23 protein-coding genes and 1 pseudogene are annotated in these 23,390 nt (G+C 72.4%); 7 read left to right on the plus strand and 17 right to left on the minus strand.

Annotated elements, in window-relative coordinates; genetic code table 11:
* Positions 1 to 222: 222 nt before the first annotated feature.
* Positions 223 to 735: a peptide-methionine (S)-S-oxide reductase MsrA gene (gene msrA / locus ACGFQC_RS27315; protein WP_363089524.1), complete on the plus strand. Its 513-nt coding sequence runs from the start codon at positions 223 to 225 to the stop codon at positions 733 to 735.
* Between the two features lie 609 nt (positions 736 to 1,344).
* Positions 1,345 to 2,232 (plus strand): SDR family oxidoreductase, encoded by an 888-nt coding sequence (locus ACGFQC_RS27320; RefSeq protein WP_363089525.1) that lies wholly within the window; start codon positions 1,345 to 1,347, stop codon positions 2,230 to 2,232.
* A gap of 162 nt (positions 2,233 to 2,394) precedes the next feature.
* Here the strand turns inward: ACGFQC_RS27320 and ACGFQC_RS27325 are convergent, their stop codons facing one another.
* From ACGFQC_RS27325 to ACGFQC_RS27340, 4 genes are all read right to left on the minus strand, one after another.
* Entirely contained in the window at positions 2,395 to 3,054 is a 660-nt protein-coding gene (locus tag ACGFQC_RS27325) for a fasciclin domain-containing protein (RefSeq protein ID WP_363089704.1), read from the minus strand.
* Between the two features lie 77 nt (positions 3,055 to 3,131).
* Positions 3,132 to 4,751: a sulfite oxidase gene (locus ACGFQC_RS27330; protein ID WP_393288804.1), complete on the minus strand. Its 1,620-nt coding sequence runs from the start codon at positions 4,749 to 4,751 to the stop codon at positions 3,132 to 3,134.
* 235 nt (positions 4,752 to 4,986) lie between these two features.
* Positions 4,987 to 6,201 (minus strand): MFS transporter, encoded by a 1,215-nt coding sequence (locus ACGFQC_RS27335; RefSeq protein WP_363089526.1) that lies wholly within the window; start codon positions 6,199 to 6,201, stop codon positions 4,987 to 4,989.
* A 462-nt stretch (positions 6,202 to 6,663) separates the two neighbouring features.
* Positions 6,664 to 7,281, minus strand: coding sequence for a TOPRIM nucleotidyl transferase/hydrolase domain-containing protein (locus ACGFQC_RS27340; protein ID WP_363089527.1), 618 nt, complete (start codon positions 7,279 to 7,281; stop codon positions 6,664 to 6,666).
* A gap of 458 nt (positions 7,282 to 7,739) precedes the next feature.
* Here ACGFQC_RS27340 and ACGFQC_RS27345 point away from each other — a divergent pair, with 458 nt between their 5' ends.
* Positions 7,740 to 8,156, plus strand: coding sequence for an SseB family protein (locus tag ACGFQC_RS27345; protein WP_363089528.1), 417 nt, complete (start codon positions 7,740 to 7,742; stop codon positions 8,154 to 8,156).
* A gap of 125 nt (positions 8,157 to 8,281) precedes the next feature.
* Here ACGFQC_RS27345 and ACGFQC_RS27350 read toward each other — a convergent pair.
* The 3 genes and pseudogenes from ACGFQC_RS27350 to ACGFQC_RS27360 form a co-directional block, all read right to left on the minus strand.
* A pseudogene (locus ACGFQC_RS27350) lies at positions 8,282 to 8,500 on the minus strand (aldo/keto reductase); the annotation flags it as partial.
* A gap of 175 nt (positions 8,501 to 8,675) precedes the next feature.
* On the minus strand, positions 8,676 to 9,734 hold the full coding sequence (locus tag ACGFQC_RS27355) for an SPFH domain-containing protein (protein WP_363089529.1): 1,059 nt from the start codon (positions 9,732 to 9,734) through the stop codon (positions 8,676 to 8,678).
* A 3-nt stretch (positions 9,735 to 9,737) separates the two neighbouring features.
* Positions 9,738 to 10,169: an NfeD family protein gene (locus ACGFQC_RS27360; protein WP_363089530.1), complete on the minus strand. Its 432-nt coding sequence runs from the start codon at positions 10,167 to 10,169 to the stop codon at positions 9,738 to 9,740.
* A 246-nt stretch (positions 10,170 to 10,415) separates the two neighbouring features.
* On the opposite strand from ACGFQC_RS27360, the gene ACGFQC_RS27365 reads away from it, so the two are divergent.
* Positions 10,416 to 13,544 (plus strand): BTAD domain-containing putative transcriptional regulator, encoded by a 3,129-nt coding sequence (locus tag ACGFQC_RS27365; protein WP_363089531.1) that lies wholly within the window; start codon positions 10,416 to 10,418, stop codon positions 13,542 to 13,544.
* Here ACGFQC_RS27365 and ACGFQC_RS27370 read toward each other — a convergent pair.
* From ACGFQC_RS27370 to ACGFQC_RS27380, 3 genes are all read right to left on the minus strand, one after another.
* On the minus strand, positions 13,525 to 14,343 hold the full coding sequence (locus tag ACGFQC_RS27370; RefSeq protein ID WP_363089532.1) for an ABC transporter permease: 819 nt from the start codon (positions 14,341 to 14,343) through the stop codon (positions 13,525 to 13,527). The two genes, ACGFQC_RS27365 and ACGFQC_RS27370, sit on opposite strands and share 20 nt — an antisense overlap.
* Complete coding sequence (locus tag ACGFQC_RS27375) at positions 14,340 to 15,335, minus strand: ATP-binding cassette domain-containing protein (RefSeq protein ID WP_363089533.1); 996 nt, start codon at positions 15,333 to 15,335, stop codon at positions 14,340 to 14,342. The genes ACGFQC_RS27370 and ACGFQC_RS27375 overlap by 4 nt, the downstream gene beginning before the upstream one ends.
* 317 nt (positions 15,336 to 15,652) lie before the next feature.
* Positions 15,653 to 16,129 carry an SRPBCC family protein gene (locus ACGFQC_RS27380; protein WP_363089534.1) on the minus strand — a complete coding sequence of 159 codons (477 nt, stop codon included), beginning with the start codon at positions 16,127 to 16,129 and terminating at the stop codon, positions 15,653 to 15,655.
* Between the two features lie 238 nt (positions 16,130 to 16,367).
* Between ACGFQC_RS27380 and ACGFQC_RS27385 the strand changes: the two genes are divergently transcribed.
* On the plus strand, positions 16,368 to 16,898 hold the full coding sequence (locus tag ACGFQC_RS27385) for a GNAT family N-acetyltransferase (RefSeq protein WP_393288853.1): 531 nt from the start codon (positions 16,368 to 16,370) through the stop codon (positions 16,896 to 16,898).
* 55 nt (positions 16,899 to 16,953) lie between these two features.
* Here ACGFQC_RS27385 and ACGFQC_RS27390 read toward each other — a convergent pair whose 3' ends face one another.
* Together ACGFQC_RS27390 and ACGFQC_RS27395 are read right to left on the minus strand one after the other, a co-directional pair.
* Complete coding sequence (locus ACGFQC_RS27390) at positions 16,954 to 17,205, minus strand: hypothetical protein (RefSeq protein WP_363089535.1); 252 nt, start codon at positions 17,203 to 17,205, stop codon at positions 16,954 to 16,956.
* 309 nt (positions 17,206 to 17,514) lie between these two features.
* A complete protein-coding gene (locus ACGFQC_RS27395; RefSeq protein WP_363089536.1) occupies positions 17,515 to 17,880 on the minus strand; it encodes a hypothetical protein in 366 nt (121 codons plus the stop codon).
* Positions 17,881 to 18,161: 281 nt separating this feature from the next.
* Here ACGFQC_RS27395 and ACGFQC_RS27400 point away from each other — a divergent pair, with 281 nt between their 5' ends.
* Positions 18,162 to 18,641 carry a transposase gene (locus ACGFQC_RS27400; protein WP_363089537.1) on the plus strand — a complete coding sequence of 160 codons (480 nt, stop codon included), beginning with the start codon at positions 18,162 to 18,164 and terminating at the stop codon, positions 18,639 to 18,641.
* A gap of 14 nt (positions 18,642 to 18,655) precedes the next feature.
* A complete protein-coding gene (locus ACGFQC_RS27405; RefSeq protein ID WP_363089538.1) occupies positions 18,656 to 18,865 on the plus strand; it encodes a DUF5959 family protein in 210 nt (69 codons plus the stop codon).
* 366 nt (positions 18,866 to 19,231) lie between these two features.
* On the opposite strand, the gene ACGFQC_RS27410 is transcribed toward ACGFQC_RS27405, so the two are convergent.
* From ACGFQC_RS27410 to ACGFQC_RS27430, 5 genes are all read right to left on the minus strand, one after another.
* The gene (locus ACGFQC_RS27410) at positions 19,232 to 19,555 is read right to left on the minus strand and encodes a hypothetical protein (RefSeq protein WP_363089539.1); all 324 of its coding nucleotides are present in this window, start codon (positions 19,553 to 19,555) and stop codon (positions 19,232 to 19,234) included.
* A 30-nt stretch (positions 19,556 to 19,585) separates the two neighbouring features.
* On the minus strand, positions 19,586 to 19,897 hold the full coding sequence (locus ACGFQC_RS27415; protein WP_363089540.1) for an NIPSNAP family protein: 312 nt from the start codon (positions 19,895 to 19,897) through the stop codon (positions 19,586 to 19,588).
* A gap of 18 nt (positions 19,898 to 19,915) precedes the next feature.
* Positions 19,916 to 20,710 carry a hypothetical protein gene (locus tag ACGFQC_RS27420; RefSeq protein WP_363089541.1) on the minus strand — a complete coding sequence of 265 codons (795 nt, stop codon included), beginning with the start codon at positions 20,708 to 20,710 and terminating at the stop codon, positions 19,916 to 19,918.
* A gap of 55 nt (positions 20,711 to 20,765) precedes the next feature.
* Positions 20,766 to 21,176, minus strand: a complete 411-nt coding sequence (locus tag ACGFQC_RS27425; RefSeq protein ID WP_363089542.1) for a hypothetical protein — start codon at positions 21,174 to 21,176, stop codon at positions 20,766 to 20,768.
* Positions 21,177 to 21,283: 107 nt separating this feature from the next.
* Positions 21,284 to 23,113 carry a hypothetical protein gene (locus ACGFQC_RS27430; protein ID WP_363089543.1) on the minus strand — a complete coding sequence of 610 codons (1,830 nt, stop codon included), beginning with the start codon at positions 23,111 to 23,113 and terminating at the stop codon, positions 21,284 to 21,286.
* Between the last annotated feature and the right edge of the window lie 277 nt (positions 23,114 to 23,390).

Here is a 23,390-nt window from a genome sequence, read left to right on the forward strand (position 1 = left end):
GCCGCCACACCCGAACGAGCCGGGTCGCGCCGATGCGTCAGTCCGACCCGGCTCGGGAAACGCGGGGGAACACCACCCGCACCGTCACTTGCTTGACTGGTGACGATTGAAGGTGAGACGATTGGTTCACCGCCCGCTCCGCCGAAGTTCGTCGACGTACGGGTTACCGGTCCGGCCGCACGTGAGCACCTCGCTCACGCACGAAGGAAGGAAGATCCCGCGATGAGTGACGACCAGCAGAAGGCGTGGCTGGCCGGCGGTTGCTTCTGGGGCATGCAGGAGCTGATCCGCAAGCTCCCCGGCGTGCTGAGCACGCGGGTCGGCTACAGCGGCGGCGGCACGCCGCATCCGACCTACCGTGATCACGGCAGCCACGCCGAGTCGATCGAGATCGTCTTCGATCCCGCCGCCACCGACTACCGCACCATCCTCGAGTACTTCTTCCAGATCCACGACCCGACCACGAAGAACCGGCAGGGCAACGACATCGGCGCCAGCTACCGTTCCGCCATCTTCTACCTGGACGACGAACAGCGACGCATCGCCGAGGACACGATCGCCGACGTCGACATGTCGGGCCTGTGGCCGGGCCCGGTCGTGACCGAGGTGGTCCCGGCCGACGAGTTCTGGGAAGCCGAACCCGAGCACCAGGACTACCTGGAACGCTACCCGGAGGGCTACACCTGCCACTTCCCCCGCCCGAACTGGCGCCTGCCCAGGCGCGACGCGGTCTGAACCCGCTCCGTCAGGCGACCGAGGCCGCCCCGTCCGACAAGGCGGGGCGGCCTCGTGGGTCTGCGGGCCGGACCGTGTCGCCCCGGGAGCGCCGACCGGCCCCGTCGGGCGTCACGTGCACCCGGCAAACCGTTCGCCCCGCCGGGGTGGGTTTCGCAGAACCGGGGGGTCTCGCAGAAGGGGAGCCGGCGAAGCCCTGTTCGGGCAGACCGCTGCCCGGCCGGAGGCCGTCGACCACGTGGTCGACGGCCTCCGGCCCCGAGCCGGACCCCGTCCGGCCGGAAGACGGGTCCGCTGAGCCGTACGGCTGGATCGAGAGCCATCGGGGCGCGGAGGCCGGCCCTGCGGGTGCGGTCGGCGGGCCGGGCGGTCAGGCTGGGACCGGGCCGTCAACGGCGCTTCCTGCTGGATCGGAACGGACTCTCCCATGGGCAAGGCGCGACTGACCAGGGCAACCACGAAGACGACGGCGGGCCGCCGGAGTGAGGCAGCGGGCGGTGGTCGCCGGCCCCGTGGCCGTGCGGACCCGACGGTGCCGGCGGACCCGGACGGCGCTTCGCCGTCGGCCTCGCACCGCGCCGAGGGCCCCGGAACCGAGGGGGCCGCCGCGTGACGAGGAACGTGAGCCCGCTGCGTGGCCGTACGGCGGTGGTGACGGGAGCGGCACGGGGGCTGGGGGAGGCGATCGCCGTGCGGCTGGCCGACCGTGGCGTCCGGGTGGCGCTGCTGGGCCGCGAGGAGGACACGCTGGCCAGAGTCCGGGAACGGCTGCCGACCGGGTCGCTGTGCTGGGAGGTGGACGTCACCGACGACGACCGTATGGCAGAGGTGGCCGCCGAGGTGAAGGAGCGTCTGGGGGCGCCGTCCGTGGTGGTCGCCAATGCCGGCCTGGCGGAGGGAGGGCCCTTCGCGCAGTCGGACCCCGCGATCTGGCGCCGGGTGGTGGAAGTGAACCTGGTCGGCAGTGCCGTCACCGCCCGTGCCCATCTGCCGGCCCTGTTCGACACCTGCGGCTACTTCCTCCAGGTGGCGTCGCTCGCCTCCATCGGAGCCGCACCGATGATGAGCGCCTACTGCGCCTCCAAGGCGGGTGTCGAGTCGTTCTGCCACTCCCTGCGCGCCGAAGTCGCCCACCGGCGGGTGGGCGTGGGTGTCGCCTACATCAACTGGACCGACACCGACATGATCCGCGACGTCGACGCGCACGCGGTGCTGCGGGAACTACGCGGCCACATGCCCCCGCCGGCCCGCAAGGTGTATCCCGCGCCCTTCGTGGCGGAACGGCTGGTCCGCGCGGTCGAGCGGCGCCGTCCCGCCGTCTACGTGCCGTCCTGGCTGCGGGCCACGCAACTGGTCCGGGCGGCCATGCCGCCGGTGGTCACCATGCTCTCCCGCAGGGAACTGCCCCGACTGGCCGCCGCGCATCCCTTCGAGGCCACAGGCCTGCTGGGAGCGGGCGGCCGGGCCGACTCCCCGGCACCGGAAGGCTCCGCCTGACAGCGGGGCGGCGGGACAGCGGGACGAGCGGTGAGGTGGCCGGGGACCCTGCCCCGGCCACTCCTGTCCGCGTCGTCGAGCGGCCGGGCCGGGCCGGGCCGGGCCGTCGTCCCCGGCCCGCGTCCCCGGCCCGCGGCCCCGGCCCGCGGTCCCGGCCCGCCGTCAGCTGCCGGGCATCAGCACGGTGTCGATGATGTACACGTCGGCGTTGGCGGTCTTGACGTTGCCGCAGACCACCTTGGCGGAGTCGTTGACCGTGTACGACTCGTCCGAGCCGGAGGTGGTCAGCTTCGACTTCTCCAGGGTGTCGAAGGAGCCGTTCTCCAGGTCCGCCGGAGCCAGCTTCTGACCGACGACGTGGTACGTGAGGATCTTCGTCAGGGCGGCCTTGTCGTTGAGGACCTTGTCCAGGTCGGCCTTCGGGATCTTGGCGAAGGCGTCGTTGGTCGGGGCGAACACGGTGATGTTCTGGGCGTTGTTGAGGGTGTCGACGAGGCCGGCCTTCTTCACCGCCGTCACCAGGGTGGACAGGGCGGGGTTGTTGGACGCGGCGGTGGCCACCGGGTCCTTGGCCATGCCGTCGAAGGAGCCGTCGCCGTCCTTCGGCACCGAGGCACAGGCCGGGCCGAACGGCTCGTCCACGGCGGAGGTGTTCGTCGAACCGTCCATGCCGTCGTCGGACGCCGTCGCCGGGGCCGCCGCCTTGCTGGAGGAGTCCGAGGAGGCGGAGTCGCCACCGTCGTCGGAGCAGGCGGTCAGGGCCAGGGGCAGTACGGCGGCGGCGGCGACGGTCATGGCGATACGACGGACACGGGTGTTCATCATGGTTCTCTCCTGATGGATGGATGCAGCGAGCGCTGCGTTCATGGGGAAAGGTGGCTTGTGCGGTCATGCGGGGGTCACTCGACGGTGACCACCACGGAGTGCCGGCCGTCGGCACCGTCGGGGACGGTGCGGGTGCGGGTGTCGGTCTGCACCGCACCGGTACGGTCGGTGGCGCGCACCGTGAGGGTGTGGCCGCCCTTGGTGGCCTGCCAGGGGAAGGACCACTGGCGCCAGGTGTCGCGCGAGCCCTCGGCGGCCAGGCGTGCCTCCTGCCAGGGCCCGTCGTCGACGCGCACCTCGACCTTGTCGATACCGCGGTGCTGGGCCCAGGCGACCCCGGCGACCATGACGGTGCCGACCCGGGGGCGGGCGAACGGTCTCGGGGTGTCGATCCGGGACTGGGTCTTGATCGGTGCCTGGCGGGCCCACTTCCGTTTGACCCAGTAGGTGTCGTAGGCGTCGAACGTGGTCAGCTCGATGTCCTCGATCCACTTGCAGGCGGAGACGTAGCCGTACAGGCCGGGGACCACCATGCGGACCGGGAACCCGTGGGCGAAGGGCAGCGGCTCGCCGTTCATCCCGACGGCGAGGAGGGCGTCCCGGCCGTCCATCACGTCCTCCACCGGCGTTCCGAGGGTCATGCCGTCGACGGAACGCGCCACCAGCTGGTCGGCGGGTCCGCCCTTCGAGGGAGGCAGGACACCGCACTCGGCGAGGAGGTCGGCGAGACGTACGCCGGTCCAGCGGGCGTTGCCTGCGTACGGGCCACCGACCTCGTTGGACACGCAGGTGAGCGTGATGTCGCGCTCGACCAGCTCCCGCCGCAGCAGGTCGTCGAAGGTGAACGTGACCGGCCTGGTGACTCCCTCGCCGTGGAGGCGCAGCCGCCAGGACGTGGCGTCCACCTTGGGCACCACCAGAGCGGTGTCCACGCGGTAGAAGTCCTTGTTCGGGGTGACGAAGGGGGTGATCCCCGGGATCCTCAACCGGGTGCCTCGGGGAAGCGGCGGAGCGGCGGATCCCGGGGACGGCAGGACGACGTCCTTCCGGGAGGCGACCGCGCCGCGGCCGCTCGATCCGTTCAGGGCGCGGCCGAGGGCGCCCGCGCCGGCCGCCGCGAGGGCCGCGGCGGAGGCGGCGATCACGAAGCCGCGGCGGTCCCGGTCCGGGACCTCGGAGGCGTCGCGCTCCGGGGCGGCCCTCGCGGCGGCCGGCGCGGGACCGCGTGACGGCAACCGGCCGGCGAGGAAGTACAGCAGCGCCGCTCCGGCGACCGCGCCCACCGCGGAGGGCAGCGCGTCGGTGAGACCGTCGGAGTCGGGCCGGCCGAGTGCGGCGGCCGCTCCGGCCACCCCGAAGAGAAGAACTCCCCCGGCGCCGAAAAGCCGATACCGCAGGGCGAGAACACCCAGCACTGTCGCGCAGAGGGCCAGTACCGCGAGAATTCCGAGCTGGAGCACCAATTTGTCGTCGGTGCCGAAATGACGGATCGCCCAGTCCTTCACGGCGGCGGGCGTACGGTCGATCGCGGCGCCGCCCACGGCGATGACCGGACCGGCCTGCGGACGCACCCACGCCGAGACCAGCTCGGCCACGGCCAGCGCCGTGCCGCCCGCCAGTACGCCGCTGAGCGCACCGAGCGCCGTCCGCATCGGCGAGCGGGTTTCCCGCGGTTTCTTCTCGTCGTCCGTCACGTGGGGAATCCGGCCCCGACGGCCCCGCGGATTGGTCGCTCATCCGATCGAGGGAATTTCTTTTTCGGACCAATCCGCGGCTGTTCGGGCAACGGATAAAAGGATCGCGTGCACGACGCCGTCGCACCGGGTACCGGCCTTCCTCACGTGTTCGCGGATCCCCTCCGGGGCGGCGGACTGCTGCCCGGCACCCGGCACCGCGTGCCGGAGGACCGCCCGCGAGGGGACGTCGACGTCAGGGGCGCGCCGCGGGGTCAGGGGTGCGCGCGGTCGTGGTGGAGCGGGTGCCGACGGCGGGGGCGAGGGCGATGGCCACGGCGGTGAAGGCGAGGACGACGGTCATGGCGGTGCGCAGGCCGTAGTGGTCACCGAGGAAACCGAGGCCGGGAGGGCCGACGAGGAACGCGACGTAACCGATCATGGCGACGAGGCTGACCCTGGCCGCCGCGTCCGGGCCGGAGTCACCGGCCGCCGAGAGCGCGACGGGGAAGCCGAGCGAGGCTCCCATGCCCCAGAGCAGCACGGCGGCGCCCGCCAGGAGGGCGGAGTCGGCGAAGGCGACGACGGCGATCCCGAGAGTCGCCGAGACGGCGCTCGCCCGTACGACGGGCGCGCGGCCGACGCGGTCGATGAGGAAGCCGCCGCCGAAGCGGCCGATCGTCATGGCGGCGGCGAACCCCGTGTAGACGGCGGACCCCAGGGCGGGGTCCACGCCGTGACCGTCGACCATGAGGAGGGGCAGCCAGTCGTTCGCGGACCCCTCGGCCAGAGCCATGGCCAGGATGACACCGCCGATCAGGAGCAGCCGCCGGTCCTTGTGGACCTGCGCCCGGGGCGACGCGGTACCGCTGTCGGGCCGCCGGTCCCGGCCCTGGGTCCTTCCCACCCCGCCGGGGACGGCGCGCAGGGCGTGGGCGAACATGCCGGCCGTGACGGCGACGACGACGGCCAGGTGCCACTGCACCGGAACGTCGGCCGCGGTGCACAGGATGCCGCACGCGGCTCCCACGACGGTGCCCAGGCTGAAGAAGCCGTGGAGCGTGGGCAGCACCGTGCGCCCCGCCAGCCGTTCGACTTCGGCACCGTCGACGTTGACCGCGACCTCTCCCCCGCCCATGCCCGCGCCGAAGAGGAACAGACCGGCGGTGACGACGGGGGCGGAGGTGAGCATCGCGCCGGCGCCGACGACCGCCATGCTGAGGATGACCAGCAGCGTCCCCGCGCCCATGACGGGCCGGGTGCCGAACCTGGCCACCAGCGCTCCGGAACCGAGGATGCCGATCATGGAGCCGACGGAGAGCCCGAACAGGATGATCCCCATCTGCGCGGTCGACGCGCCGAGCAGGTCCCTGATGTCGGGCGTCCGCGTCACCCAGGAGGAGATCGACAGACCGGGTACGAGGAACAGGAGGAACAGCGCCGTTCTGCGGCGGCGCGTGGCCAGGTCCATGGGTGAGGTGTTCTTTTCGCGTGATGTGACGGATGAGGCGGATGAGGCAGGGCGAGGATCGCCCCGCGCCGAGTCCGTTCGAACGTACACGCCAGTGGCGGGCCGAGGAAGACGATCATCCGCCGGTGCCGTGATGTCACGGACGGCGGGGCCGTCTCGTCCCGGGTACGGATCCCCCACCGTGGCGGCCTGTTCGGAGAACCGCCACGGCTGACGCCTTTCCGGGCGTCCTCGTCGTCGAGTCCGGGCGTTCTCGTCATCGAGGGGGCAGCACGCAGAACTCATGCACCGCCCGCTCGGCCGGTGCGGGGCGGTGGGACGGCGAGGAGGCTGCCGTCATCAGGTCGTGGCGGGACGCCGCCGACCCTGCGCAGGCGGCGTCATGCGGTCGACTCCTTCGTGACGGCGCCCGGTCGCCGTCGTGCCGACGGCCTCCCGTCCTTCGTCTCACGGAGCTGCCGGTCACAGGCTCCTGAGGAGGTCGTCGAGCGGGGCCGGTACCCGGTCGGGGGCGAGGGCCTCGACCAGGAGGCGGCCGTAGCGGATCTTGCGGCCCTTCTTCGTGCCGAGGAAGCGCCGCAACTGCTGCTGTCGGGGCCGGCCGTGCTGGGCGGGCTGGTTCAGGAAGGTCTGCCAGGCGCGGAGGTCGCCCTCGGCCCGGACGACCTCCTCGACCTTCGCCGGACCCAGCGCTCGGACGAGTTCGTCCTCCAGGTCCGTCACGCACACGAAGAAGTTCCGGCGCGGCACCCCCGCCCGTTGCAGGCCGCGGGCGTAGAAGGGCTGTTCGCGTTCGTCGCAGAGTCCGGCCAGGCGCAGGCCGAGACCGGGCGGGCCGAGGAGGTCGGCGTAGCGGGCGACGCTCATCGCCCCGCCCATGGACACGACGCACACCCCTTCGACGGCCAGGTCCCGGCCGCGCCGTGCGGCCAGCGTCTCGACGGCGGCCAGATCGCTCGGTCCTTCGAGCAGCACCGCGGTCCGTACCCCCAGGCGCGCCGCGAGATCCCTCGCCGGTCCGCCGGGACCGCCGGCCGCCCAGGCACTCACCTCGTCCCGGAACGCCCCCATGTCGGCCATGGGGCGAGTCTGCACCACCGTCGGTGTCCCGGCACGGCATTAATGCGACGGCCCCGCGTTCCCGACGGGGCGGGGCGGCGGGTGGTCCGTGCCCTCGTGCCGACGGGGCGGGGCGGCGGGTGGTCCGTGCCCTCGTGCCGACGGCGCGGACGCGTCGACGGCGGTGATGTCGCGTCGGGCGCCCGTGGGGGCGTCGGCGCCGTGGCGGGGGATCTCCTGCGTGCCGGAGCCTGTCGCACGAGCGGCCCTGCCGTCCGGGTGATCCACGGCGCCGCCGGGGGTGCCGGGCCGCCGGCCGGCGCCCTGCGGCTCTTACCGGGGGCGGGGGGACGGGAGCGCGTCGGCGCCCGGGGCCCCGCATGGCCCGACCCGCCTCGGGTACCGGGAAGGTGAGGCCACGCGCCGCCCGGCGCACCCCGCGCCGGGCGGTCCGGCCGGGGCCACGATGGGGTGAAGCCATGCGCGACGACAGCATCCCCGAGGAACTGCTCGTGGCGGCCGCCCAGGAGGCGCTGCGCGACCTCAACCGCACACCCGACGACCGGACGGTGCTGGACACCCTCGTCGCCTGCGACATCCTGGTTCCGGAGCCGGACGAGTTCGTCGCCCGTCGTTCCCCGCAGGACGGCAGGCTGACCCTCCCGGTGATCGACGACCCGCCGCAACCGCACACGGTTCCCGTCTTCACCTCCGTGGAGCGCATGCTGCACACGCTGCCCGAGGTGCACATCGGGCATCAGGTGCAGCTCGGTCTGCTGGCGGCCAACTGGCCCACCGACGAGGAGCTGGCGCTCGCCATCGACCTCGGCCACCCCGACGGCCTGATCTTCGCCGGCCAGGACGTCCACACCCTGCTCGTGCCGCCCCGGAGGTGACCGGCCGCTCCCCCGCCCTCCGGCGGGTGGGGGATCCCGCCCGGCCCTCACGGTCGCGTGATCGCCCTGGGCCGACCGGTCGGGGCGGTCGGTGGACGCCGCCCGCCGGACACCGCCCCAGGCGGTCAGCGGCACCGCAGGGACGGGTCGAGCAGCGCGGGCGGGGTGTCGTGCTTCTCGTGTGCGGCCAGGTCGGTGCCGGGGGCCACGACGGCGTCGATCGCGTCGAGCACGTCGGCGGAGAGCACGGTGTCGGCGGCGGCGAGCTGCGCGTGCAGGTGCCCCGGCGTGCGGGGACCGATGAGCGCGCTGGTCACGGCGGGATGCGCGGTCACGAATCCGAGGGGTTCAGCCCGTCCGGTCGAGGGCGTCGGGAGCGGGCGGCGGGCCCCGGCGGTCGAGCGGCCAGACCTTCACGACGGCCCGCCCCACGACCTCACCGACCGGACCACCGCCGCGGACCCGGCGCGGCAACGGCCCACCCGTACGGCCGCCCCGGCGACGGCGGCCGGACGCCGGTCACCCGTTTCCGGGGCTCCGGTCGTCGGGGAGGGCGCGCGGAGCGGTGCCGTCGGCCCTGGCCGCGTCGGCGAGGGCCTCGGCAGCCGCTTCCGCGGCCTGCGCGGCGTCGCTGGCCGCCTGCGCCTGTGCCTGGGCCGCCCCGCCGTCCGAGTGCTTCTCGCGCGTGGCCGGCGACTGGGGCAGGACCTCGCTGAACGCCCGTGACACGTCGCTGAGCGCGGAGGTGATCTCGCTGGGGATCACCCAGAAGTTGTTGCCCGGACCCTGCGCGAGGTGGGGCAGCGTCTGGAGGTACTGGTAGGCGAGGAGCTTGGGATCGGGATCGTTGCGGTGCACGGCCTGGAACACCTCGTCGATGGCCCGGGACTGCCCTTCGGCCTGGAGGATCGCGGCCGTGCGGTTGCCCTCCGCGCGCAGGACGGCGGCCTGCTTGTCACCCTCGGCGGTGAGGATCTGCGACTGGCGTTGCCCTTCGGCACCGAGGATCGCGGCCCGCTTGTCCCGCTCGGCCCGCATCTGCTTCTGCATGGCGTCCTTGATGGACTGGGGAGGGTCGATGGCCTTGATCTCCACCCGGTTGACCCTCAGACCCCATTTGCCGGTGGCCTCGTCCAGCACACCGCGGAGCTGGCTGTTGATGGTGTCGCGGGAGGTGAGGGTCTTCTCCAGATCCATGGACCCCACCACGTTGCGCAGGGTGGTGACGGTGAGCTGCTCCACCGCCTGGAGGAAGTTGGCGATCTCGTAGAAGGCCGCGCGCGGATCGGTGACCTGGAAGTACAGCACGGTGTCGATCTCGACGACCAGGTTGTCCTCGGTGATCACCGGCTGCGGTTTGAAGGAGACGACCTGTTCCCGCAGGTCGATCACCGGATACACCCGGTCGATGAAGGGGATCACGAGGCTGAGGCCGGGTTTCAGCGTCCGGTGGTAACGGCCGAGCCGTTCGACGTTGCGGGCGCGCGCCTGGGGCACGATGCGCACCGCCCGTACCACGGTGAGGACCGCCAGCAGGGCGACGATCAGACCGGCGACGAGGAACGCCGAAGCTTCCATGTTTCACTCCCGGGGGTAGACGAGTGCGGTGGAGCCGCTGATCTCCATGACGTCCACGGCCGTTCCAGGGGGAATCACCAACGTCTCGTCATAGGCGCGCGCCGTCCACTCCTCGCCCTCGATCCGGACTCTGCCCCCGGCTCCGGTCACCTCGGAGATGACGTAGGCGGACTTCCCGACCAGCGCGTCGACGCCGAACCGCTCCGTCTGGGGCTGCAGCACGTGTCGCAGCGCGACCGGGCGCAGGAACACCAGGCTGAGCGTGGCGACGACGGTGAAGACGAGGAGTTGGAGGGGCTCGGGCAGCCCCAGGGCAGCGGTTCCGGCCGTGATCAACGCGGCCCCACCGAGCATGCCCAGTGCGGCGGTGAGCGTGAAGATCTCCGCCAGGGCGAAGAATCCCGCGATGATCACCCAGATCAGCCACGGCTCCACAGGGCCCCCTTCCGAGGACGCGAGCGCGTGAAGGGGGGCACAGCGTCCGTGGTCACCGGTACGGCCCGTCCGTCACCCGGGAAGGCACGCGCGAGGAGTGCCCACGCACCCCACGGCCGCCCGGGCGGCTGCCTCACGCTCTCTTACGGAAAGACCCCTACCCATCCCGGCAAGACCCCTACCCATCCCGGCTCCGGAGAACCGGCGCCGACGCGGGCGATCGGCGGGCTTGGCTAATCTGCACGGGTGACCACCGACCTGACCCTGCTGCCGCGCGTCGCCTATCTCGGGAAGGAGATCACCGCGCCCCGGCTCCGTGGTCTCCTCGCACTGCTCGCGGGTGACCTGCGCGCCGGCTGCGGCACCGAGCGGCTCGTCGCGGGGCTGTGGCCGGACCGGTTGCCGGAGCGGCCGGGCAAGGCGCTCCAGGTCCTGGTGTCCAGGGCGCGGGCACAGCTGGGCGCCGACGTCATCGTCGGCACGCCGAACGGGTACCGGCTCGCCCTCGCCGCGGACCGGGTCGACAGTTCCGCCCTGTTGCTGTGCGCCGCCGCGAGCGCGGAGCGGGCCAGGGTCGGCGACCACGCGGGTTCGCTGGCCGCGGCGGAGGCGGGGCTCGCGCTGTGGGACGGCGCCCCCGGGGGGACGGGCAGCACCGATGACCCGGTGGCCGCGCTGCGCACCGCGCGCTCGCCCGTCCGCGGCACGCTCGTCCGTGCGCGGGCCCTCGCACTGGCCCGGCTGGGGCGGCACGCGGAGGCGGCCGGACCGCTGGCCGAAGCCGCGGCGGAGCGTCCGCGCGACGAGGAGGTGCTCGCCGAGCTGCTGCGGGGCGAGGCGGCCACGGCGGGGCCGTCCGCCGCGCTGACCCGGTACGAGACCTACCGCCGCCGGCTGCGCGACGAGCTGGGCACGGACCCGGGGCCCGGACTCAGGGCGGTGCAGCGGGAGTTGCTGGACGGGGAGGCGCCGGCGGTCCGGTACGGCGTACCGCACGAGCCGAACCCGCTGCTGGGCCGGGACGAGGACGTCGCGGCGGTGCGGCAACTGCTGCGTGCCTCGCGCGCGGTGACCGTCGTCGGCCCCGGGGGCCTGGGCAAGACCCGGCTCGCGCACGCCGTCAGCCGCCGGGCCGAGCAGCGCGCGGTGTACTGCGTGCCGCTCGCCGGTGTCACCGCGGACGAGGACGTCGCGGCGGAGGTGGCCTCGGTGCTCGGCGCGGGCGAGGGGCGGCACGGCACCGTGAGCGGCCACGCCTCGGCCGACCCGGTGGCCGGCGTCCTCGGTGTGCTCGGCTCCGGGCCCGCCCTGGTGGTGCTGGACAACTGTGAGCAGGTCGTCCGGGGCGTCGCCGACCTCGTACGGGTCCTCGTGTCGTCGTCCAAGGACCTGCGGGTGCTCGCCACCAGCCGGTCCCCGCTGGGCCTCACCTCGGAGGCGGTGTACGTGCTGCCGGAGCTGGGTCCCGACACCTCGGCCGAGCTGTTCACGCAGCGGGCGCGGGCCGCCCGCCCCGGCGTGGTGCTGCCGCCGTACGCGGTGGCCGAGCTGTGCCGCCACCTCGACGGGCTGCCGCTCGCCGTGGAGCTGGCCGCCGCGCGGGTACGGGTGCTGTCGGTGCCGGAGATCGCCCGCCGCCTCGGCGACCGGTTCGCGCTGCTGCGGGGCGGGGTGCGGGACGTGCCGGAGCGCCACCGCACGCTGCACGCGGTCGTGGAGTGGAGCTGGAACCTGCTCGCCCCGGACGCCCGGGCGGCGCTGCGTACGCTGTCCGTCTTCCCCGGCGGCTTCTCGGGGGACGCGGCCGAGCAGGTGCTGGGTGAGGACGCGCTGTCGCTGCTGGAGCAGTTGGCCGACCAGTCGCTGCTCACCGTCGCCGACACCCCGGCCGGTGTGCGGTTCCGGATGCTGGAGACCGTACGGGAGTTCAGCGCGGCCCGGTGCGCGGAGGCGGGTGAGGAAGAGGAGGCCGTCGGCCGGTTCCTCGCCTGGGCGCGGGACTTCGGGGTCACGTACCACGACTGGTTCTTCGGCTCGGAACCGCGGGACGCCGGGGAGCGGGTCAGGGCCGAGCAGGACAACCTCGTGCTGGCCCTGCGGTACGCGCTGGCCCGTTCGGACGGCCCCACCCTCGCCGCGCTCACCGCCGTCCTCGCCGCGCTGTGGTCGACCGACTCCAACTTCCCGCGTCTCGCCGCACTCGTCGCGGACACCGGCCCGCCGCTGTCGCACTACCGCCCCGAGCCCGATTTCGTCGAAGTGGCCCGCGCCGCCGCGGTGTTGGGCACGGCGGGCCTGTTCATGGGCCACGGCCCGGCCGCCGTACGCCAGCTCGTCACCCTCCGCCGGCTGCCCGCCGCCCCGCCGGACACCCTGCCGCGCGCCATCGCGGTGGTGCTGAGCGCGGTCCCCGGGATGCTGCCCCCCGACTACGCCGTGCTGCGGGATCTCTGCGACAGCGGGCAGCCGCTGGTCGCCGGCGTCGCCGAGTGCATCGCCACCTACGTCTGGGAGTACGAGCACGACATCGACCGTGCGCTCGCCTCGGCCCGCCGGACACTCACCGCGCTGGCTCCGGTCGACAATCCGTCCATGCGGCTCATGGGACATTCCCGGCTGAGCGAGCTGTGCCTGCGGACGGGGCGGGGCGAGGAAGCCTACGAGCACCTCAGGGCGACGCTCGAGGTGATGCCGCGGCTCGGCGACGGGCACGACTACCTCTTCATCCGCACCAGTCTGGTCCTCGCCTGCCTGCAGCGCGGCAACCCCGACGAGGCCGAGGACTGGCTGCGGCAGGCGGAGAGCCACGGCATCCCGCAGCAGGACTCCTTCCACCGGCCCGACCTCGGCGGGCGTGCCGAGATCGCACTCGCCCGCGGGCTGACCGAGGCCGGGCTCGGCCTGTGGCGCGGCGCCGTGGAGCGGATGCTCGAGGCCGGCTCCAAGCGCGGCGACGACCCCTGGCTGGACCCGTCGGCGCTGCAGATCCACTCGGCGGCTGTGACGGCCCACGCGCACGCCGGCCGTCCCGAGCTGGTCACGGAGCCGGTCGAGCGGCTCCGGCAGACGTTGCGGACCCTGCTCCGCCGCCCGGCCGGTCCGCCCATGGAGCTGCTGTTGTACGGGACGGTCCTGCACGCGGTCGGCATGGCGGGGATCGCGTCCGGCGACCCCTCGGCCGTGCGGATGATCGCGCTCGCCGAACGGCTGCGGGTGGCGCGCGAGTTCCAGCCGACGATGTCGCGGGACCGCGCCCGGCGGGCGGCCGAGCACGCCGACCGGGCGGCGTACGCCGACGCGGTGTCGGAGTACGCCGCCCTGACGCGGGACGAGCTGCGGGAGGCAGTCCGCGCGCTCATTTCGGGTCGCGGTTGAACGACGCCGTCGACCAGCGGTAGCCGAGCGCGGTCAGGCCCAGGCACCAGGCGATCGCGATCCACCAGTTGTCGCCGATCCCGGTGCCGAGCAGCAGGCCGCGCAGCGTCTCGATGGCGGGTGTGAACGGCTGGTACTCGGCGATCGGCTGGAACCAGCCCGGCATCGTGTCGGCCGGGATGAAGGCGCTCGAGATGAGCGGGAGGAGGATCAGGGGCTGCGCGCTGTTGGCGGCCGCCTCGGCGTTCGGGCTTGCCATGCCCATCCCGACCGCGATCCAGGTGAGCGCCGTGGCGAACAGCGCGAGCAGCCCGAACGCGGCCAGCCACTCCAGGGCGGTGGCGTCCGTGGACCGGAAGCCGATGGCCACCGCGACGGCACCGACGAGGACCACGCTGGCGAGCGACTGCAGCACACTGCCGACGACGTGCCCGATGATCACGGAGCCGCGGTGGATCGCCATCGTGCGGAAGCGGGCCATGAGGCCCTCGGCCATGTCGGTGGCCACGGACACCGCGGCCCCGATCACGGTGCCGCCGATGGTCATCATGAGGATGCCCGGGACGATGTAGGCGATGTAGTCGGAGCGGTCGGCGCCGCCGCCCCCGATGCCCGCGCTCATCACGTCGCCGAAGATGTAGACGAAGAGCAGCAGCAGCATGATCGGCGTGAGCAGCAGGTTCAGGGTGAGGGACGGGTAGCGGCGCGCGTGCAGGAGGTTGCGGCGCAGCATCGTGGACGAGTCGCGGACGGCGAGGGAGATCCGGGCAGGGCGGGCGGGGGTGAGGGAGGCGCTCATCGGACGGTCTCCTTGGGCTGGTCGGTGCCGCCGGTCAGGGCGAAGAACACGTCGTCGAGGTCGGGGGTGTGCACGGTCAGCTCGTCGGCCTCGATGCCGGCGGCGTCCAGCCGGTCGAGGACGGCGCGCAGTTCACGCTGGCTGCCGTCGCTGGGAATCCGCAGGGACAGCGCCTCGTCCTCGGGGGTCGCCCCGCTCGGGTGGAGCCGTGAGCCGGGGATGGTGGCCCCGCCCAGGGCGACGGCGGCGGACCGGTACGCGGCCGGGTCGGTGAACCGCAGCCGCACGTGGCCGCCGGGGACGAGCCGCTTCAGTTCGTCGGCGCTGCCCTCCGCGGCGATCCTGCCGTCGTTCAGCACCGCGATGCGGTCGGCGAGTTCGTCTGCCTCCTCCAGGTACTGGGTGGTGAGGAAGACGGTGACGCCGCCGGAGACCAGCTCGCGGATGATCCCCCACATGGTGTGGCGGCTGCGGGGGTCGAGGCCGGTGGTGGGTTCGTCGAGGAAGATGACGCGCGGGCCGCCGACCAGCGTCATGGCGATGTCCAGGCGGCGCTTCATGCCGCCGGAATAGGTGGAGACGGGCTTCCTGGCGGCCTCGGAGAGGTCGAAGCGCTCCAGCAGTTCGGCGGCGGTGCGACGGCCCTCGCTGCGGGGGAGATGGTGCAGGTCCGCCATGAGGAGCATGTTCTCCTCGCCGGTGATCAGGCCGTCGACGGCGGAGAACTGCCCCGTGACGCCGATCTCGGCACGCACCGCCTGCGGGTCGGCGGCCAGGTCGTGGGTGCCGACGCGCAGGTCGCCGGCGTCGGCGGTGACGAGGGTGGAGAGGATCTTGACGACGGTCGTCTTGCCGGCGCCGTTGGGGCCGAGGAGGGCGAAGACCGTGCCCTGCGGGACGGCCAGGTCGATGCCGTCGAGGACCACCTTCTCCCCGTAGGCCTTGCGCAGCCCCTTCACCGCGATGGCGAGTGCGGTCGGTGTCGTTGTCATGCCCCACAGCTTGGCGCGGAGCGGATTCAGTTCGCCCTCAACGCGGTTTCAGCGCCCTGAAACCGGGGGCGGGACGGGCCGCACCGGCATCCGCGGTGGCTTTCCCCTCGCCCCGGATCCAGGGGGCGGGAGCGTCACTCCCGCCCCCTGGATCCACGGCTCGAAGCGTCTTCCCGCATCGCGCCTCGCGTCGATCGCCGCGGTCGGTCCGGGGACCCGGGCGGCGTACGCGACGGCCTGCGCGGTGTGCGCGACGGCCTGCGCGGCGGCCTGTACGGAGGCGGAGGCTGCCGCGGACCGGGAGCGGGGCCGCCGTGTCAGAGCGAGGGGCCGGCGTCACCCGGCTTGACGCGGCCGCGCCAGGCTCCGGACTCGCTCCCGCGCTCCTCGACGTACTGCTTGAAGCGCTTCATGTCGCCCTTGACGCGCCGGTCGATCGTGCCGAGCACATCGGCGGCCTTCTCCACCATCCCGCTCGGCTCGATGTCCATCACGAGCTCCACCCGGGTGTGCGTGTCGTCCAGGCGCTCGAACCGGACCGTGCCCCTCTGCTGGGTGTCGCCGCTGGTGGTGCGCCAGGTGATGCGTTCGTCCGCGAGCTGGTCGACGATCTCGGTGTCGAACTCGCGCCGGGTTCCGCCGATCTTGGTCGTCCAGTGGTTGTGGCGGTCGTCCAGCTGCCTGACCTCCTCCACGCCCTCCATGAACCGGGGGAACTGCTCGAACTGCGTCCACTGGTTGTAGGCGGTGCGGACGGGGACGTCCACCTCGACCGTTTCCTTGACCCTGCTCATCTGCGCGCTCCCTTCTCCACGGCGACGCCGGGGCCGTCGGCCACCGGGGGTCGCCCACCGGGCAATCGGCCCGACCGGCAGTCGGGCCCGCGGCGACGGGTACCCGGGAGCCCGCCGGATACGACTGCATCGCCCCGTTTTCCGGATCATGTCCTTGCCCGAGGAGCCCGAGGAGGCGGACGAGGCGGAGGAGGCGGACGAGGCGGACGGACCACCCCCGCGCGAGGACACCCTCCCGATGGGTAATACTCTCCTTATGACGTCAGGTGTTACACCGCGGAGCGGACCGGTCGCCGTACGGCGGGCCGTCGCGAAGGACGCCAAGCGGCTCACGCGGCTGGTGCGTGGCTCGCGGGCCTACGAGGGGCAGTACGCGGCCATGGTCGCGGACTACCGGGTCGGGCCCGGCTACATCGAGGCCCACCGCGTTTTCGTGGCCGTCGCCGATGACGAGCACGAGGGCCGCGTCCTCGGTTTCTACTCGCTGCTCCTCGCTCCGCAGGAACTCGACCTGCTGTTCGTCGCCGACGAGGCGCAGGGCCGCGGCATCGGGCGGCTGCTCGTCGCCCACATGCGGGCCGAGGCGCGCGCCGCCGGGCTCGACCGCGTCCGGGTGGTGTCGCATCCGCCGGCCGAGGGCTTCTACCGGGGCATGGGCGCGGTGCGCACCGGCACCGCGCCCGCGAACCCACCCGCGGTGGGGTGGGAGCGCCCCGAGTACGACTTCCTCATCGCGCCGACGCCGCCCACCGCTTTGGCGGCCCCTTGAATCCGATGTGCTCAACCGCCGTAGCGGCTGTGCAGATCCCCGGCGATTCGCGACATCAGCCCGATCGGGCTTTCCGACGGCGTCTCCGACAGCGGGCCTTCTGTCCGGGTGCGTAGGCGGTCAGCCCGGTCTCCTTCTCCACGACGGCCGCAAGGGCGGAGACCTTGCCGAGCACGGCCACAGCATCGTCCCCGGCATGCCGGTACGGCACCGTGACGCCTACCTCGTCACCGAGGACGGACAAGCCGATGCCGGTGCCCGAGTGGTTCAGGTTCCACGACTCCTGCTTGTACTCCGTGATCTCCACTTCGTCCTGGTGCGCCTGTGGTGTGGGTCGCCGAAGGGACGGCCATCGCGGCGCGTGTCGGCTGTTGCCAGGCCCCGCCTGACGACGAACCAGGCTGTCGCCTCGATCCATCGGCTTCTGCCGTTCACGAGCCGAAGGCCGCTGTCCTGTGGGCGCCGGCCGGTGTGTGTCTGGACAGCCTTCTGATCCGCAACTCTCTACAGAGAGCGGTCATCGGAGGTCGTGCAGGCTGCCGGGAGGACCGCGAGGGCCGGTGTCGGGCGCTGACGACTGCTGGGACTGCCGTACTCCGTTGCCGTGCGGCAACGGCTACCAGTCCCGCCAGTCATCCGTGATCTCGGCGCGGTCGATGCCTCGTCCTGCCGCCAGCGCCGGGACGTCGACGCTGTGCTCCGTCAGGGTCTGATCGATGTAGAGGCACAGTTCTTCACGCTCCTCGGTCTCGTAACCGGCGCCGTTGTGCTCCTCGTTGATCTCGTTCAGCGCCAGAACGACGTTTTTGATCGCGTTGAAGACCTGCTCGTCGTCCTGGCCCTGGAGAGCCTCTACCTCCGACTCGAACGCGTGCAGTGCCTCGTCGGTGGCCGCCAGCAGCGACTCGGGGAAGAGCTCGGACAGGAAAGCATCGCTCGGGGCGCGCGTCCCGGCCGTGAGTTCTCTCGCCTCTTCGTCCACGCGCGCACGCCAACGTGCTGAAGGTCTGATCGCCATACCTGGACCGTAAGCCCAGGCTCTGACATTGATATTGCCAGGCAGGTTCTGGTGGCCGTGGCTCAGGCACTGACTGACGTCCTGCTGGGCTGTCCTCTGGCTGTTCTGTCCGGCTGCCGGGACCTGTTCTCATGGCTCCGGCCGGGTGGAACACGACCTGATAGGAGCTTGGTCAGAAGCCCCTTCAATGTCCTGTCCGCGCCACCCGGCCGGCGCCCGCCTCCGGCAAGGAAGGCGCCATCAGCATGACATCGGCGGCGGTACAGGACACAGCGGACCAGGATGTGTTCGTCGGGGTCGACTCCCATGCCGACACCCTCCACATCGCGGTCATCAGCGACAATGGCGGCCACCTCGCGGACGCCGAGTTCACCACCACCACCGCCGGATACGCCGCCGCCCTGGCCTTCCTGAACGCCCACGGCCACGTGATCGCGATCGGCGTGGAAGGCACCTCCTCCTGCGGAGCAGGCTTCACCCGCGCCGCGCTCTCACACGGGCAGCACGTCATCGAGGTCAACCGGCCCGACCGGGACGAACGCCGCCGCATCGGCAAGTCCGCCCCCATTGACGCCTACGCAGCCGCCCGCGCCGCCCTGTCCGGACGGGCCTCCAGTGCCCCCGAGGACGACAGCGTCACCGGCATACGCGCCCTGCACGACGCCGCCCGCTCCGCGGTGAAGGCCCGCACCGCCACCCTCAACCGACAGGACACGACACGCTGATCGCGAACGTCCTGGTGACGACCGGGTTCGTCAGTGGGCGGCTGGAAGTCTGGCTCTTGCCCAGCGACCTGGTCGAATGGGAAACAGCTCTCGACTCGTCAGCGGCGGGGCAGGACATCAGTTGGACGGGAGGTCGCGCGCCCGAGATCAGAATCCGCGTACCGGGCGTCGTACTGCTGTGCGTACGGGCGCTCTCGGATGACTCACGCCAAATGTGCCGGTAGCAGCTTTGAAGATCGCGTACGCGAGCGGAGTGCCGTGGAGCCGACCGCCCCAGCCACGACGTGTTCCGTCCTCACGCCGTGTGCCGCCGGCCGCCCACTCCCGCCCGGAGGAGCGGAGCGACGGCGGGTGCTTGAACCTGCAGAGAAAATGTGAATCGTGGTCCGGCTGTTGCCGGCTGTTGACGTCTTCCCGGGTGACGAAGGCGAGTATCGCTGCACAGGACCGGAGGGGAAGGTGATCGCGCGTTTCCTTCCCGGCTGCGCGGGCCGGCCTGCCGACGCGAAGAAAGCTCGGTTCCCCTGAAGCGAGACCGGCGACGAGTCGGGGAGCGTTCTCCGGTACTTTCGGCCGCCTGTGTCCTCAGCTCATCCTCCCAGCCCCCATTCGTCGAGGCCGGAGTAGATCAACGCAGTGCGAGCCGTGGGGAAGGACGAGCAGTCGGCCTCCCCTGAATAGACCGCCACCAGCGAGTCGGTTCCTCGCCACCAGGTGTCTGCCAGCCCCTTCACCTCTCGCACCGGCTCGTATCCGTCCAGCGCGATGCTGTCGACGTCGCCGCCGGTGACCTTGGTGATCTGCCTCGCGCGCATGGACGCACGGTGGGTCAGCGCGAGCGACTCCACCCACCCTTCGGCGGTGGCGTGCAGGGGTGTCCACCGATGTGAGTGGATGCCGAACTCGCCGGCCACGGCTCCCGGCGGCCGCGGCCTCACCCGCGCCTACGACACCCCGTCCAGCGGCCGCAGGAAGCGGCGCTCGTACCGTCTGATGCAGCGGGTGCTGCGCGCCAGTTCGAACGCGGCCAGGCACTCCGGGTCCGACATGCTGTCCGTGCGGTACTGCTCGTACGCGGCGAGGCCGGGGAAGGAGAAGAGGGCGTAGGCGATGTCGCTGTCGCCCTCGCTCGGCAGGAAGTAGCCGTGGTGCGTCCCGCCGAAGCGGTTGACGAGTCCGACCCAGCGGCGGCCGTACTCCTCGAAGTCGTCGAGCTTGTCGGGGTCGATCTCGTACTTCAGATGAATCGTGATCATGGCTGCATCATGACGTGTTCAGGACGGCTCCGGCGCCGGGCACTGCGTGGACGGCGGGCAGAACCACGCGCGCGCCGTGTCGAGCAGTTCGCGTTCGTCCTCGGCTCCGTCGTCCTGTGCGCCGTAGGCGATGAGGGCGTACCGCTCTCCGTCGACGGCCTCGAAGCGGTGGTCGATGACGTGGTACGCGGAGCCGGCGACGGGTTCACCGCTCAGTTCGTCCGCGGTGTACTCGTGCTCGGCCGCCTCGTTCCCGGACGGGTCCGGCACGTACTGCACGTGGATCTCCTGGTACCCGTCGAGTTTGCTCGCCGTCGCCTGGGCCTCGACCACCGAGGCGTGCGGGGAGTCCTCCATGAGCTGGAAGATCTGGACCCTGCGGATGCCGTCGGGAGCGCGGTACTCGACGACGTCGATGCCGTACTGCGACGGGTCGCTGTCACGGGACCATCCCTCGGGCAGGGCGATGCGGAAGCCCTCGGAGTCGTCCAGGGCCTCGTAGCCCGACGGCGGCGCCGGCGATGCCGTGACGCCCGGGTCGGCCGTCGCCCCCTCCCCCTCCTCCCCCGCGACACCGTCGTCGGTGGCGCCCGGACCGACGGGCGCCTCCTGGGCCGGCGGACGGTAGGGTTCCGGCTCGTCCTTCCAGGCCAGGGCCCACGTGCCGAAGGCGACCCCGCACACGGCGAGGACGACCGCCGTGCGCTGGAGGGCGCTCCGCTGGCGCGGCAGGTCGAGGTACTGCTCGACGTGGAAGAGGCGTTCGCGTCGTGATCCACCCCACTCCTGCCGCTCGGTGTCGAACACTCTCATCGCTGCTGTCCTCCCTGCCACGGTGGCGGGTCCGTCGTCGGGTGAAGGCGGCTCGTCAGCCGAGCAGTTGGGCGACGCCCTGGACGACGGCGGTGGCCGAGGCGACCGCGCCGACGGCGGCGCCCTGGGACCCGAGCCAACTCCGTACTCCGCCCAGCAGTCGGGTGAGCCGGCCGGTGCCGGCGGTGCCGGTCCCGACGATCTCGGCCTCGGCCTCGGCGAGTTCGCCGTCGAGCGTCGCGTCCTCGGCGCCGCGGTCCGTCACCGGCGGCAGTGCACCGCGCAAGTCGCGGATGGCGGCGAGGAGTTCGGCGTGACGGGGATCCACTACGGCGCCGGTGGTGTTGTACGACGTCGCCGTGCCGTGGCTGCCGGTGGCGACCGATCCTCCGGTCATCGAGCCGATGTTCACGCTGCCGCCGCTGCTCGGCGGCTGCTCCGGACCGCTGTGTCCGCTGCTCGGCATGGGGTGTCCCCTTCCTCAGGGCGTGTGATGCCTTGTCGGGTCGTGTGGTGCCCTTCTCAGGGCGTGGGGTGGGCGCGTGGTCGGCCCGGCGGGACTGTGTTCGCGTCTCAGGGGGTGTGGTCGGCTCGGGCCGCCGACGGGGGCGGCGTGGTGGCGTGGTGGGCCGCGCTGCCGTGGCTGCCGGTGGCCACCGCGCCGCCGGACATGTCCTTGATGAAGACGCTGCCGCCGCTGAGCTGGTAGACGTGCTGCTCGAACTCCTCGGTGCGGTAGCCGTGCGCCTTGAGGGCCTCGCGGACTCCGTTGACGATGCGTTCCTGGATCGTCTTCACGTAGCGGGTGCTGTCCATCCGCTGGAAGGCCGACAGCTGGTTGGCGCTCACCAGTTCACGGAGGGACACTCGCGGCACGTCCGGGAGTCCCTCGCCGTCCTTCCAGCCGGCCGTGACGGCGTTGGTCAGGGTGGCGAACCCGCCGGTGCCGGTGTCGACCCCGATCGCCGGCGCCTGTCGCAGGGCGCGCAGCGCGGCGCGGATCCAGGTCTCGGGAAGCTTGTCCACGAAGGTGTCGACGGAGCGGAAGTCCTTGCGGAGGGGACCGAGGACGAAGGGGAGCACTTCGAGCATGAGCATGCGGCCCTGGGTGTGCACGCGGACGAGGACGGTGACGACGACCTGTTCGTGCCAGGCGCCGACCCGGACGCGCAGGAACACGCGCCGCCCCTCGCCTCCCTCGTCGACGGCCTCGCGGAGGTGGGCGGCGACCTGGGCGGGGTCGTAGACGGACAGGCCCCGGCCGGGGCCGTGCGGGAGGGCGGCCGGGTCGGGGACACCGCCGACCTCCAGTCCCTCGTCGCGCGCCACGCCTCCCGGGAGGTAGACGAACCGCTCGACCTCCAGGTCGCGGAGCCGGTCGCGGCCGCTCAGGGCGGCGGACTCGCGCAGCCGGGTCAGCTGCGGTTCGATCATGGAGAGCGCGGAATCGGCGGTCAGGGGGCCGCTGACCTGGTGGGGCACCGGAGTGCCGTCGGTGTCGGCGGGAGCGGCGTCCGCGGTGTCGGCCCCGCCGGTCCCCGGGGCTCGCTTGCGCAGCTCCATCGCGAACGACCAGGGAGTTCCCTGGACACCGAGGCCGACGAACGGGCTGTCGTCGCCGTACAGCGTGAGCGCGGCCTCCTGCTCCCGTCGGACGTCGTCGCGCACCGTCTCGTACAGGTGCCCGGCGGGCAGCTCCGGCTGGGTGGCGGTGGGGAAGGTCCAGCGGGCCAGTCGCAGGCACAGGGCCTTGCGCTGCCAGGTCTGGTACCACCAGACGATGAGCGCCATCGCGAGGGGGAACAGCAGCGGGTACGGCGTCTGGACGTCGCCGCCGAGCACACCGCGGACGTACCAGAACCAGTAGAAGAGGGCGAACGCCCCGGCGCCCAGGGAGACCACGGAGCCGGCGCCGTCGGCGGCCTTGGCGACCGGGTCCGGTAACCCGGCGGAACGGGCGGCGCCGCCACCGCCGCGGGCGGTCCGGGCGAACCACAGCGCCAGGCAGACCATCGCGTACAGCACGGACCAGGGCAGCGGCATCCCGCCGGTGAGCCGGTCGTCGCCTTCGAAGAACGCGGCGACCACGTCGCCGAAGTCGACGTCGGCGCCGTCCCCCCAGCGGTCGGAGAGGCTGTCCCAGAACATGATCACGTCGGACAGGAAGAAGCCCACCCAGGCTCCGAGCAGCAGCAGTGCGGCGCGGGCCTCCTGCCGGGTCACCCGCAGGGCGTGGGACAGCACGGGCAGGACGTCGACCCCGTTGGGTGCGGCGACCGGCCGCTCACGGTGATCGAGCAGTTCCTCGATGACGCGTCGTCGGAAGCCCGCGTCCTGATAGACACCGGCGCACAGCAGGCGAGTGGCCTCCGTACGGCTGTAGCGGTGTTCCGGAAGGCTCACGCCGGACACGTCGCTCCCCCTGTTGGTCCGTCAATTCCCTGTCGTGGCGCGCCGTCGGGCGACTCGGGACACGTGGGCCCGCATCGGCCCCACCGGCCACTCCGGCACACGGCCGAACCCCTCGCGGACGACGCCCGGCGGGGTGACGAGCACGGCCGCCGGTCCCTCCCGTGTCGAGGGTGGTGACGGCAAAAGTACTGCCGCCGTGGTGCGGCTGGGCAGGTTTCACCCGCAGCTGCTCGATGGAGTGAAAGACGGTGAACCAACTGGACGGAAC

Source organism: Streptomyces sp. NPDC048734 (genome assembly GCF_043198675.1).
GTDB lineage: Bacteria > Actinomycetota > Actinomycetes > Streptomycetales > Streptomycetaceae > Streptomyces.